The sequence below is a fragment of the Burkholderia sp. SRS-W-2-2016 genome (assembly GCF_001931485.1).
Classification (GTDB): Bacteria; Pseudomonadota; Gammaproteobacteria; order Burkholderiales; family Burkholderiaceae; genus Paraburkholderia.
Genome location: NZ_MSDV01000016.1, coordinates 20,529 through 33,071 on the forward strand (window position 1 = coordinate 20,529; position 12,543 = coordinate 33,071).

A 12,543-nucleotide genomic window follows, 5' to 3' on the forward strand; every position below is an offset into this window, starting at 1 on the left:
GATTGCGTTGCGGATTCGAATGAACGCGCGACGCGGCTGGCGGCTGACGGATATCGGGTAGGCAACGCAATCCACTCTTGGAGTTGACGCAGATGAAAGCGATCGAAATCACCGAATTCGGTGCGCCGGAAGTCCTCAAGCTGGCGGAGCGGCCGATGCCGCAGCCCAAGGCAGGCGAAGTGCTGATCAAGGTGGCGGCGGCCGGCATCAACCGGCCGGACGTGTTCCAGCGCAAGGGTGGCTATGCGCCGCCGCCGGGCGCGTCGGATCTGCCGGGGCTGGAAGTGGCGGGCGAGATCGTCGGCGGAACGATCGACGAGAAGAACAACCCGTTCGGTCTGAAGATCGGCGATCGCGTGTGCGCGCTGCTCGCGGGCGGCGGTTACGCGGAATATGCGAGCGCGCCGCTGTTGCAATGTCTGCCGGTGCCGGCCGGTTTGTCGGACGTCGAGGCGGCTTCGCTGCCGGAGACGTTCTTTACCGTGTGGAGCAACGTGTTCGATCGCGCGCAGCTTGGCCGCGGCGAGGGCGGGGCGAACGAAACGCTGCTCGTGCAGGGCGGCTCGAGTGGCATCGGCGTGACGGCGATCCAGATTGCGCATGCGCTCGGTTTTCGCGTGTTCGCCACCGCCGGCTCGGATGACAAGTGCCGCGCCTGCGAAGCACTCGGCGCCGAACGCGCAATCAACTACAAGACCGAAGACTTCGTCGAAGTGATCAAGTCGCTGACCAACGATCGCGGCGTCGACGTGGTCCTCGACATGGTCGCGGGCAGCTACGTACCGCGTGAACTGTCGGCGCTGGCCGATGGCGGTCGCATCGTGCTGATCGCGTTGCTCGGTGGCGCGAAGGCCGAACTGAATCTGAATGAGGTGCTGCGCCGTCGGCTGACGCTGACGGGTTCGACGCTGCGCCCGCGGCCGATCGAATTCAAGGCGCAAATCGCCGCGCAACTGAAGGAGCGCGTGTGGCCGCATCTCGAAGCGGGTCGTATCAAGCCGGTCGTGCATCGGGTGTTTCCCGCCGCGCAGGCGGCCGAGGCGCATGCGCTGATGGAAAGCAGCACGCACGTCGGCAAGATCGTGCTCACGTGGGGTCAGGACGCTTGACTCCATCGGTTTGACCCGATCCACCCCGCACAGTAAAATGGCGTGTTTTGCGCACGCCGGACACGTCCGACGGGCGGGCTGTTCGCGCAATCAGGCAGAAGCCAGCCAAAAGCCGCGAGCGCAGTCCGCCGGCAGGGCATGCAAGACAGGACAACACGAGACGATGTCGAAACAACAACGAGCCAAACTGGTAGTCGGTAACTGGAAGATGCATGGGCGTCTCGCCGCGAACGCAACGCTGTTGCAGGCGATCGCGCAGGGCGCGGGCGAATTGCCTGCCGCGGTGCGCGTCGGTGTTTGCGTGCCGAGCCTGTATCTCGCGCAGACGCAGTCGTTGCTGGAAGGTAGCCCGGTCGTGTGGGGCGTGCAGGACGTTTCCGCGTTCACGCACGGCGCCTATACCGGTGAAGTGGCTGCGCCGATGGTGAGCGATTTCGGCGCCACGTTTGCAATCGTTGGGCACTCGGAGCGTCGCGCGTATCACCGCGAAAGCGCCGAGCTGGTTGCGGTCAAAACGCAGCGTGCGCTCGAGGCGGGTCTGACGCCGGTTGTCTGTGTCGGTGAGACGCTCGAAGAGCGCGAAGCTGGTTCGACCGAGCAGGTCGTTGGTGCCCAGTTGGACGAAGTGCTCGAGAAGCTGTCGGCTGAGGAAGCGGCGCGTCTCGTCGTCGCTTATGAGCCGGTGTGGGCGATCGGTACCGGCAAGAGTGCGACCTCGGAGCAGGCGCAGGCGGTGCATGCATTCCTGCGTGCGCGTCTCGCTGCGAAGGGTGCCGCTGACGTGCCCCTTCTGTATGGCGGTAGCGTGAAGCCGGACAACGCGGAAGAACTGTTCCGTCAGCCCGATATCGACGGTGGCCTGATCGGCGGCGCGTCGTTGAAAGATCAGGATTTCCTGGCAATCTGCAAGGCGGCCGCAAGCGTCGTCGGTTAAGCAGGGCGCCTTGGCGAAGGTGACTCCATTTCGCGCAACACACCGTGTGCGGCGCGCTTAAATAAAGACTCAGGTGAGTGTAATGCTGTATTTCAAAACATTGATTATCGTCGTTCAGTTGCTGTCGGCGCTTGGGGTCATCGGACTCGTCTTGCTGCAGCACGGCAAAGGCGCCGACATGGGTGCGGCTTTCGGTAGTGGCGCATCGGGCAGTCTGTTCGGTGCGACCGGTTCGGCGAACTTCCTGTCGCGTACCACGGCGGTCCTCGCTGCTGTGTTCTTTATCACGACGTTGGCGCTGACTTACCTCGGTGCGTATCACGCGAAGCCTTCCGCAGGCGTGCTGGGCGTGGCTGCAACAGCGCCGGTCGCCGCATCGCCGGTTTCCGCTCCGGCGGCGGGCTCGGCTCCGGTGGCCGCATCGCCTGCAGCACCGGCTTCGCCCGCATCGGTTCCGGCGACTGGCGTGCCGAAATAAATTTTCGTTCGGCGCGCTCTTGTGCGTTGAACAATCTGTTTAAACAAGTTACAATCTAAGTCTTGAAGCGATTCGCGGGTTTTACAAGTTGTTTTCCCGGATTGCATATAGTGCCGACGTGGTGAAATTGGTAGACACGCTATCTTGAGGGGGTAGTGGCGAAAGCTGTGCGAGTTCGAGTCTCGCCGTCGGCACCAAATGTTATCTAAATGCCAGCCGCTTGCTTCGCTTCGGCTGGCATTTTCACTTCTGCGCGTGGTTTAGTTTGCGTTATGCGTGTTGAGGAAGTGATTTCGCGTCAGGGGTGCTATGCTCCTGACGGCACTCAGAACCAACCGATTGAGGATTGTCTTGAACCTCGCAGCCTATTTCCCCGTTTTGCTGTTCCTTATTGTGGGCACCGGTTTAGGCGTAGCACTGGTCAGTATCGGCAAGATCCTCGGTCCCAATAAGCCCGATACCGAGAAAAACGCACCGTACGAGTGCGGCTTCGAAGCATTCGAAGATGCGCGCATGAAGTTCGACGTGCGCTACTACCTCGTCGCCATTCTCTTCATCATTTTCGACCTTGAAACGGCGTTTCTGTTCCCGTGGGGCGTGGCCCTGCGCGACATCGGCTGGGCTGGTTTCATGGCAATGATGATTTTCCTGCTCGAGTTCCTGCTTGGCTTCGCCTACATCTGGAAGAAGGGCGGCCTCGATTGGGAATGATGAATTAATCGCCGGTTTACGCGGGTGGCCAGGCTTGTCACCCCGTCTGGAGTGGAAAGCAAATGAGTATCGAAGGGGTCTTGAAAGAAGGGTTTGTCACCACGACGGCCGACAAACTGATCAACTGGACGCGTACCGGCTCGCTGTGGCCGATGACGTTCGGTCTTGCGTGCTGCGCTGTCGAGATGATGCATGCGGGTGCCGCCCGTTATGACCTCGACCGCTTCGGCGTGGTGTTTCGTCCGAGTCCGCGTCAGTCGGACGTGATGATCGTCGCCGGCACGCTGTGTAACAAGATGGCGCCCGCTCTGCGCAAGGTCTACGACCAGATGGCGGAGCCGCGCTGGGTGATCTCGATGGGCTCGTGCGCGAACGGCGGCGGCTATTACCACTACTCGTATTCGGTAGTGCGCGGCTGTGACCGGATCGTTCCGGTCGACGTCTATGTGCCCGGTTGTCCGCCCACGGCGGAAGCGCTGGTGTATGGCGTGATCCAGCTGCAGGCCAAGATTCGCCGCACCAATACCATCGCCCGTCAATAAGGCAAACGCCTTCCCCACAATATGGCAAGCAAACTCGAGACCCTGAAAGCGAACCTCGAGGCGGCCTTTGGCGGCCTCCTGTCGAGCGTGACCGAGTCGATCGGTGAATTGACGATCGTCGTCAAGGCAGGCGATTACCTCAACGTGGCAAAGCGTCTGCGCGACGACCGCTCGCTCGGTTTCGAGCAGTGCGTCGATCTGTGCGGCGTCGACTATCAAACCTATGCCGATGGCGCTTACGACGGCCCGCGTTTCGCGGCCGTGCTGCATCTGCTGTCGGTGCAGAACAACTGGCGTCTGCGTCTGCGCGTGTTCGCGCCGGACGACGATATGCCGATCCTGCCGTCCGCCGTCGAAATCTGGAATTCGGTCAACTGGTACGAACGCGAAGCGTTCGACCTGTACGGCATCGTCTTCGAAGGTCACCCGGACCTGCGCCGCATTCTGACCGACTACGGTTTCATCGGTCACCCGTTCCGCAAGGATTTCCCTGTTTCCGGCTACGTCGAAATGCGTTACGACCCGGAAGAGAAGCGCGTCGTCTATCAGCCGGTGACGATCGAGCCGCGGGAAATCACGCCGCGCGTGATCCGCGAGGATCGCTATGGCGGTCTGAAACACTAAGAGAACGTCATGGCAGAGATCAAGAACTACACGCTCAACTTCGGCCCGCAGCACCCGGCAGCGCACGGTGTGCTGCGCCTCGTGCTCGAACTCGACGGCGAAGTGATCCAGCGCGCCGATCCGCACATCGGTCTGCTGCATCGCGCGACTGAAAAGCTCGCCGAAAGCAAGACGTTCATCCAGTCGGTGCCGTACATGGACCGTCTCGACTACGTGTCGATGATGGTCAACGAGCACGGCTATGTGATGGCCATCGAAAAGCTGCTCGGTATCGACGTGCCGGTGCGCGCGCAATACATTCGCGTGCTGTTCGACGAAGTGACGCGCGTGCTGAACCACCTGATGTGGATCGGCGCGCACGCGCTCGACGTCGGCGCAATGGCGGTGTTTCTGTACGCGTTCCGTGAGCGTGAAGATCTGATGGACGTGTACGAAGCGGTGTCCGGCGCACGGATGCACGCGGCTTACTACCGTCCGGGCGGCGTCTATCGCGATCTGCCTGACGCAATGCCGCAATACAAGGCGTCGAAGATCCGCAATGCGAAGGCATTGTCGAAGATGAACGAGAACCGTCAGGGTTCGCTGCTCGACTTCATCGACGACTTCTTCACGCGCTTCCCGAAGTGCGTCGACGAATACGAAACGCTGCTGACCGACAACCGGATCTGGAAACAGCGTCTGGTCGGCATCGGCGTGGTCAGTCCCGAGCGCGCGTTGCAGCTCGGTATGACCGGTGCGATGCTGCGTGGCTCGGGTATCGAGTGGGATCTGCGCAAGAAGCAGCCGTACGAAGTCTATGACAAGCTCGATTTCGACATTCCGGTTGGCGTGAATGGCGACTGCTACGACCGCTATCTGGTGCGTGTCGAAGAAATGCGTCAATCCACGCGCATCGCGAAACAGTGCATTGAGTGGCTGCGTAAGAATCCGGGCCCGGTGATGACGGACAATCACAAGGTTGCGCCGCCGTCGCGTGTCGGCATGAAGTCGAACATGGAAGATCTGATCCATCACTTCAAGCTGTTCACCGAAGGTTTCCACGTACCGGAAGGCGAGGCGTACGCCGCGGTCGAACATCCGAAGGGCGAGTTCGGCATCTATCTGATCTCGGACGGCGCCAACAAGCCGTATCGCCTGAAGATCCGCGCGCCGGGTTACGCGCACCTGTCCGCGCTCGACGAAATGGCTCGCGGTCACATGATCGCCGACGCCGTGACGATCATCGGCACGCAGGACATCGTGTTCGGCGAAGTGGATCGCTAGGACGTATTCAGCGACGTGCGTCCGCGGTCATCGCACCGCCCACGCGCGTCAAGCAAAGGAACGCCGGGTCTGTCGCAGTATGACGTGAGCGACAGGTTTTCGTTCGGTAGGAATTGAAAGAGTCGTGTCTGAAAATGATCTCAGCTGAAGGCCTGAAAGAAATCGATCGTGCGATCGCGAAGTACCCCGCCGATCAGAAACAGTCCGCCGTGATGTCGGCGTTGGCCACCGCTCAGGAAGAGCATGGCTGGCTGTCGCCCGAACTCATGCAGTTCGTCGCGGATTATCTCGGCATGCCGGCCGTCGCCGTGCAGGAAGTAGCGACTTTCTACACGATGTACGAGACCTCGCCGGTCGGCAAATACAAGATCACGCTTTGCACGAACCTGCCGTGCCAGCTCGGCCCGGACGGCGGCTCGGAAAGCGCCGCTGAATACCTGAAGCAGAAGCTCGGCATCGACTTCGGCGAAACCACGCCCGACGGCAAGTTCTCCCTCAAAGAGGGCGAGTGCATGGGTTCGTGCGGCGACGCGCCGGTGATGCTGGTGAACAACCATCGCATGTGCAGCTTCATGAGCCGCGAGAAGATCGACCAGCTGCTCGAGGAACTTTCGAAATGACGGCTTTACACGATCGTCACATCAAACCGCTGATTCTCGCCGGCCTGAACGGCGACAACTGGCATCTCGAAGATTATGTGGCGCGCGGCGGTTACGCCCAGCTGCGCCGCATTCTGGAAGAAAAGATTCCGCCCGAGCAGGTGATCGCCGACGTCAAGGCGTCGGGTCTGCGCGGCCGTGGCGGTGCGGGCTTCCCGACCGGTCTGAAGTGGAGCTTCATGCCGCGTCAGTTCCCGGGCCAGAAATACCTCGTCTGCAATTCGGACGAAGGCGAACCGGGTACGTTCAAGGACCGCGACATCCTGCGTTTCAATCCGCATGCGCTGATCGAAGGCATGGCGATCGGTGCGTACGCGATGGGCATCACGGTCGGCTACAACTATATTCACGGCGAAATCTGGGAAGTCTATAAACGCTTCGAAGAAGCGTTAGAAGAAGCTCGTCGCGCGGGGTTCCTCGGCGACAACATCATGGGCTCGGGCTTCTCGTTCCAGCTGCATGCGCACCACGGTTACGGCGCCTATATCTGCGGCGAAGAAACCGCGCTGCTCGAATCGATCGAAGGCAAGAAGGGCCAGCCGCGCTTCAAGCCGCCGTTCCCGGCGAGCTTCGGCGTGTACGGCAAGCCGACCACGATCAACAACACCGAAACGTTCGCGGCGGTGCCGTTCCTGCTCGCGATCGGTCCGCAGAATTACCTCGAGATCGGCAAGCCGAACAACGGCGGCACGAAGATCTTCTCGGTGTCGGGTGACGTCGAACGTCCGGGCAATTACGAAATTCCGCTCGGCACGCCTTTCGCCACGCTGATGGAACTCGCCGGCGGCATGCGCGGCGGCAAGAAGATCAAGGCCGTGATTCCCGGCGGTTCGTCGGCACCGGTGATTCCGGGTGACATGATGATGCAGACGGACATGGATTACGACTCGATCGCGAAGGCGGGCTCGATGCTCGGCTCCGGCGCGGTGATCGTGATGGACGAGACGCGCTGCATGGTGCGTTCGCTGTTGCGTCTGTCGTACTTCTACTACGAAGAATCGTGCGGTCAGTGCACGCCTTGCCGTGAAGGCACGGGCTGGCTGTATCGCGTCGTGCATCGTATCGAGCACGGGCTCGGCCGCCAGGAAGACCTGGATCTGCTGAACTCGGTCGCCGAAAACATCATGGGCCGTACGATCTGCGCGCTCGGCGATGCGGCGGCCATGCCGGTTCGCGGCATGCTCAAGCACTACTGGGACGAATTCGAATACCACGTCGCGCACAAGCATTGTCTCGTCGGCGGTCATGCCGGCACGGCGGCGGCATCGGAAACCGTGGCGGCCTGAGTCGGGCCGATACGGTTGGCCGGCGGATAACTCCCGGACGAACACCTCAACCGCAGGATTCATCGCCCGAAAGCAGGCGATGAACAGGCGAACGATTGAGCGGTAACAGGTTAAGGAAGATTGACCATCATGGTTGAACTGGAAATAGACGGCAAGAAAGTCGAGGTGCCTGAAGGCAGCATGGTGATCCAGGCTGCGCATAAGGTCGACACCTACATTCCTCACTTCTGCTATCACAAGAAGCTGTCGATTGCGGCCAACTGCCGGATGTGTCTGGTCGATGTCGAGAAGATGCCGAAGGCGGTGCCCGCATGCGCGACGCCGGTGTCGGCCGGCATGATCGTGCGCACCAAGTCGGAAAAGGCGGTGAAGGGCCAGCAAGCCGTGATGGAATTCCTGCTGATCAACCACCCGCTCGATTGCCCGATCTGCGACCAGGGCGGCGAATGTCAGCTGCAGGATCTGGCGGTCGGTTACGGCAAGTCGTCGTCGCGCTATAGCGAAGAAAAGCGCGTGGTGTTCCACAAGAACGTCGGCCCGCTGATCTCGATGGAAGAAATGTCGCGTTGCATCCACTGCACGCGTTGCGTCCGCTTCGGCCAGGAAATCGCCGGCGTGATGGAACTCGGCATGCTGGGCCGTGGCGAGCACTCGGAAATCACGTCGTTCGTCGGCAAGACGGTCGACTCCGAACTGTCGGGCAACATGATCGACCTGTGCCCGGTCGGCGCACTCACCAGCAAGCCGTTCCGCTACAGCGCGCGGACGTGGGAACTGTCGCGCCGCAAGTCGGTGAGCCCGCACGATTCCGTCGGCGCGAACCTCGTCGTGCAGGTGAAGAACAATCGCGTGATGCGGGTTCTGCCGTTCGAAAACGAAGCGATCAACGAGTGCTGGATTTCGGACAAGGACCGCTTCTCGTACGAAGGCCTGAACAGCCCCGAGCGTCTGACCAAGCCGATGCTCAAGCAGGGCGGCCAGTGGGTCGAAACCGACTGGCAGACCGCGCTCGATTACGTGGTCAAGGGTCTGAAGGGTATCAAGGGCGATCACGGCGCGAATGCGCTGGCGGCTCTGTCGAGCGCGCACAGCACGGTCGAAGAACTGTTCCTGCTCAAGCAGATCGCGCAAGCGGTCGGCACACCGAACGTGGACTTCCGTCTGCGCCAGGCCGATTTCTCGGCGCCCGTCAACGGTGCGCCGTGGCTCGGCACGTCGATCGCCGAACTGTCGAATATCGATGCGGCGCTCGTGATCGGTACGGATCTGCGTCGTGACCATCCGCTGTTCGCCGCGCGTCTGCGCCTCGCTGCACGTGGTGGTTCGAAGCTCTCGCTGATCCAGGCAACCAACGACGACGCGATGATCCCACAGGCGCAGCGCCTGGTCGCGGCGCCGTCGGCATGGCTCGACGCGCTCGCGGGCATCGCTGGCGCAGTGGGCGAAGCAAAGGGCGTTGCGCTGCCGGACGCATTCGCCGGTGCGCAGCCGAGCGACGCACACAAGCAGGTCGCGAACTCGCTCGCCACGGGCGCAAATCGCCTCGTGCTGCTCGGCAACGAAGCAGTCCGTCATCCGGATTTCGCAGCGATTCACGCGGCCGCGCAATGGATTGCCGAGGCAACCGGCGCGACGCTGGGCTTGCTCACCGAAGCGGCCAACACGGTCGGCGCGCACCTCGTGAACGCGCTGCCGGGCGAAGGCGGCCTGAACGCACGCGAAGTGTTCGAGCAACCGCGCAAGGGTTATCTGCTGCTGAATCTCGAGCCGGAATTCGACACGGCCAATCCGGCGCAGGCAGTTGCCGCGCTGAAGCAGGCTGAAATGGTCGTCGTGATGTCGCCGTTCCAGACCGGTGCGGAATACGCGGACGTGCTTCTGCCGATCGCACCGTTCACCGAAACGGGCGGTACGTTCGTCAACGCCGAAGGCACGGTGCAGACCTTCAACGGCGTCGTGCGCCCGCTCGGCGACACGCGTCCGGCGTGGAAGGTGCTGCGCGTGCTGGGCAGCCTGCTCGGCGTGCCGGGCTTCGAATACGACACGGTCGAAGAAGTGCGCACGGCTGCGCTGGGCGACGGCGAGCTGAGTTCACGTCTGTCGAACCGCACCAGTGTCGCGGTATCGGGCGGCAAGCTTGCGAAGGCGGCTGAAGGCAAGTTCGAGCGTGTTGCAAACGTGCCGATCTACCATGCCGACGCGCTCGTGCGTCGCGCGGAGTCGCTGCATCTGACCGCGGCGGCCCGTACCGCGAACGCGGTCGGTCTGCCGGCTGCGCTGTTCGACAAACTGGGTTTGAAAGAGGGCGACGCAGTACGCGTTCGTCAGGGCGAGCAAGCGGTGCAGTTGCCGGCCGTGCGCGATGCGAATCTTGCGGAGACGGTCGTCCGCGTATCGGCGGCTACGCCTGCCGGTGCAGCGCTGGGCAGCCTGTTCGGTGAACTGGTGGTGGAGAAGGCGTAAATGAGCTTGTTCGATACGATCAACTCGGGCGGCGCCCAGCTTCTCGGTGTGGCATGGCCCACGGTGTGGGCGCTCGTGCGCATCCTGGTGGTGGCCGTCGTGATCCTGCTGTGCGTCGCTTACCTGATTCTGTGGGAGCGTAAGCTGATCGGCTGGATGCACGTGCGTCTCGGTCCGAACCGCGTCGGCCCCGGCGGTCTGCTGCAGCCGATCGCCGACGTGCTGAAACTGTTGCTGAAGGAAGTGATCCAGCCGGCGCAAGCGAGCCGCTGGGTGTACCTGGTCGCACCGGTGATGGTGGTGGTGCCGGCGTTCGCGGTGTGGGCGGTGATTCCGTTCCAGGCGGGCGCGGTGCTCGGCGACATCAACGCGGGTCTGCTGTACGCGATGGCGATTTCGTCGATCGGCGTGTACGGCGTGATCCTGGCCGGCTGGGCGTCGAACTCGAAGTACGCGTTCCTCGGCGCAATGCGCGCCGCCGCGCAGATGGTCTCGTACGAAATCTCGATGGGCTTCGCGCTCGTCGTGGTGCTGATGACGGCCGGTACGCTGAATCTGTCGGGTATCGTCGGTTCGCAGGAGCAGGGCTTCTTCGCGTCGCACGGCCTGAACTTCCTGTCGTGGAACTGGCTGCCGCTGCTGCCGATGTTCGTCGTCTACTTCATCTCGGGCATCGCCGAAACGAACCGCCACCCGTTCGACGTGGTGGAAGGGGAGTCGGAAATCGTCGCGGGTCACATGATCGATTACTCGGGTATGGCGTTCGCGCTGTTCTTCCTCGCCGAGTACATCAACATGATCGTCATCTCGGCATTGGCAGCAACGCTGTTCCTTGGCGGCTGGAGCGCACCGTTCGGGTTCCTCGAATTCATCCCGGGCATCGTCTGGCTCGTCGCGAAGGTTTTCTTCCTGTTGTCGGTGTTCATCTGGGCACGCGCCACGTTCCCGCGCTACCGCTATGACCAGATCATGCGTCTGGGCTGGAAGGTCTTCATTCCGGTCTGCGTGGTGTGGCTCGTGGTGGTCGGCTTCTGGATCATGTCGCCGTTGAACATCTGGAAATAAAGGGCGGATGAACCTATGACCGCAATCCAAAACTTCTTCAAGACTTTCTTCCTGACGGAACTGCTGAAGGGTCTCGCGCTGACCGGACGTTACACGTTCCAGCGCAAGGTCACCGTGCAGTTCCCCGAAGAAAAGACCCCGATCTCGCCGCGTTTCCGCGGTCTGCACGCGCTGCGCCGTTATGAAAACGGCGAGGAACGCTGCATCGCATGCAAGCTGTGCGAAGCGGTGTGTCCGGCGCTCGCGATCACGATCGAATCGGAAACCCGCGCGGACAACACCCGTCGCACGACGCGCTACGACATCGACCTGACCAAGTGCATCTTCTGCGGTTTCTGCGAAGAGAGCTGCCCGGTCGACTCGATCGTCGAGACGCACATTCTCGAGTACCACGGCGAGAAGCGCGGCGACCTGTACTTCACGAAGGACATGCTGCTGGCCGTCGGCGATCGCTACGAAGCGCAGATCGCCGCCAACAAGGCAGCCGACGCACCGTATCGTTGAAGCGCTGTTCCGTTGATGCTGTATTAGCGGCAGTAAAAGCAGTAACACGGCCTGCTGTCAGGCCGAGCGCCGCGGTCCGGGTGGATCGCGGCACGGCGCACCTGTGTGGCGGTTCTGGCGGTTTGTCCGCTTCTGCTCATCACGCGTGCCAAAGAACAATGCCTGACGATGGCCTAACGATGAACCGGTAATCATGGAATTCACGACCGTACTGTTCTACATCTTCGCGCTGCTCCTGGTTGTCTCGGGGCTGAAGGTGATCACCTCGCGCAACCCGGTATCGTCCGCACTGTTTCTGGTGCTGGCGTTCTTCAACGCAGCGGCGATCTGGATGCTGCTGGAGGCCGAGTTCCTCGCGATCCTGCTGGTGCTGGTCTACGTCGGCGCGGTGATGGTGCTGTTCCTGTTCGTCGTGATGATGCTGGACATCAATCTCGACGTGCTGCGTAAGGACTTCAAACGCTTCGTGCCGATGGCCACCGCGGTAGGCGCGATCATCGTGATCGAAACCGCGCTGATCCTGTGGCACGGCTACGGCGCGACCACCACCGCACTGCACGACACGGCCGCGGCCGCCGCCGGCATGGGCGACTGGTCGAACACGCGCATGATCGGCAAGATCATCTATACGGACTACATCTTCGCGTTCGAAGTCGCCGGCCTGATTCTGCTGGTCGCGATCATCGCCGCGATCGCGCTGACCACCAGCCACAAGAAGGACAGCAAGCGACAGAACGTCAGCGAGCAGGTCAAGGTGCGCGCGCAGGACCGCGTGCGCGTCGTGAAGATGCCGTCAGAAAAAACCGCGGCCACCATCGCGGCGGAAGAAGCCGCGGCTGCGGCGGCAGCAGCGGCAGCAGCAGCGGCAGCCGACTCGGCGCCTGCCAAGAACAGCTGAGCGGACA

General features: G+C 61.9%; 13 protein-coding genes and 1 tRNA gene. All 14 read left to right on the forward strand.

Translation table 11 applies throughout. From position 1 onward, the window contains the following. The first annotated feature begins 92 nt into the window (after positions 1-92). The 14 genes from BTH42_RS05160 to BTH42_RS05225 all read left to right on the forward strand — a co-directional run bounded on the left by BTH42_RS05160 (position 93) and on the right by BTH42_RS05225 (position 12,536). Positions 93-1,109 (forward strand): NAD(P)H-quinone oxidoreductase, encoded by a 1,017-nt coding sequence (locus BTH42_RS05160; RefSeq protein WP_075296567.1) that lies wholly within the window; start codon positions 93-95, stop codon positions 1,107-1,109. A gap of 163 nt (positions 1,110-1,272) precedes the next feature. After that, positions 1,273-2,043: a triose-phosphate isomerase gene (tpiA, locus tag BTH42_RS05165; RefSeq protein ID WP_075296466.1), complete on the forward strand. Its 771-nt coding sequence runs from the start codon at positions 1,273-1,275 to the stop codon at positions 2,041-2,043. 82 nt (positions 2,044-2,125) lie between these two features. Next, a complete protein-coding gene (gene secG, locus BTH42_RS05170) occupies positions 2,126-2,521 on the forward strand; it encodes a preprotein translocase subunit SecG (protein WP_075296475.1) in 396 nt (131 codons plus the stop codon). 112 nt (positions 2,522-2,633) lie between these two features. Continuing rightward, positions 2,634-2,718: transfer RNA gene (locus BTH42_RS05175), tRNA-Leu, on the forward strand. Between the two features lie 154 nt (positions 2,719-2,872). Beyond that, a complete protein-coding gene (locus tag BTH42_RS05180) occupies positions 2,873-3,232 on the forward strand; it encodes an NADH-quinone oxidoreductase subunit A (protein WP_075296569.1) in 360 nt (119 codons plus the stop codon). Between the two features lie 62 nt (positions 3,233-3,294). Further along, the gene (locus tag BTH42_RS05185) at positions 3,295-3,774 is read left to right on the forward strand and encodes an NADH-quinone oxidoreductase subunit B family protein (RefSeq protein ID WP_006052903.1); all 480 of its coding nucleotides are present in this window, start codon (positions 3,295-3,297) and stop codon (positions 3,772-3,774) included. Between the two features lie 21 nt (positions 3,775-3,795). Next, complete coding sequence (locus tag BTH42_RS05190; RefSeq protein ID WP_075296477.1) at positions 3,796-4,398, forward strand: NADH-quinone oxidoreductase subunit C; 603 nt, start codon at positions 3,796-3,798, stop codon at positions 4,396-4,398. A 9-nt stretch (positions 4,399-4,407) separates the two neighbouring features. Further along, a complete protein-coding gene (locus BTH42_RS05195; RefSeq protein WP_075296479.1) occupies positions 4,408-5,661 on the forward strand; it encodes an NADH-quinone oxidoreductase subunit D in 1,254 nt (417 codons plus the stop codon). A 134-nt stretch (positions 5,662-5,795) separates the two neighbouring features. Then, a complete protein-coding gene (gene nuoE / locus BTH42_RS05200) occupies positions 5,796-6,281 on the forward strand; it encodes an NADH-quinone oxidoreductase subunit NuoE (protein ID WP_075296483.1) in 486 nt (161 codons plus the stop codon). After that, positions 6,278-7,606, forward strand: coding sequence for an NADH-quinone oxidoreductase subunit NuoF (nuoF, locus tag BTH42_RS05205; protein WP_075296487.1), 1,329 nt, complete (start codon positions 6,278-6,280; stop codon positions 7,604-7,606). The genes nuoE and nuoF overlap by 4 nt, the downstream gene beginning before the upstream one ends. 129 nt (positions 7,607-7,735) lie before the next feature. Then, positions 7,736-10,069: an NADH-quinone oxidoreductase subunit NuoG gene (nuoG, locus tag BTH42_RS05210; RefSeq protein ID WP_075296489.1), complete on the forward strand. Its 2,334-nt coding sequence runs from the start codon at positions 7,736-7,738 to the stop codon at positions 10,067-10,069. Continuing rightward, positions 10,070-11,134: an NADH-quinone oxidoreductase subunit NuoH gene (gene nuoH / locus BTH42_RS05215; protein WP_075296491.1), complete on the forward strand. Its 1,065-nt coding sequence runs from the start codon at positions 10,070-10,072 to the stop codon at positions 11,132-11,134. A 15-nt stretch (positions 11,135-11,149) separates the two neighbouring features. Then, positions 11,150-11,638, forward strand: a complete 489-nt coding sequence (nuoI, locus tag BTH42_RS05220) for an NADH-quinone oxidoreductase subunit NuoI (protein WP_075296493.1) — start codon at positions 11,150-11,152, stop codon at positions 11,636-11,638. Positions 11,639-11,831: 193 nt separating this feature from the next. Next, complete coding sequence (locus tag BTH42_RS05225; protein WP_075296495.1) at positions 11,832-12,536, forward strand: NADH-quinone oxidoreductase subunit J; 705 nt, start codon at positions 11,832-11,834, stop codon at positions 12,534-12,536. The last annotated feature ends 7 nt before the right edge of the window (positions 12,537-12,543 follow it).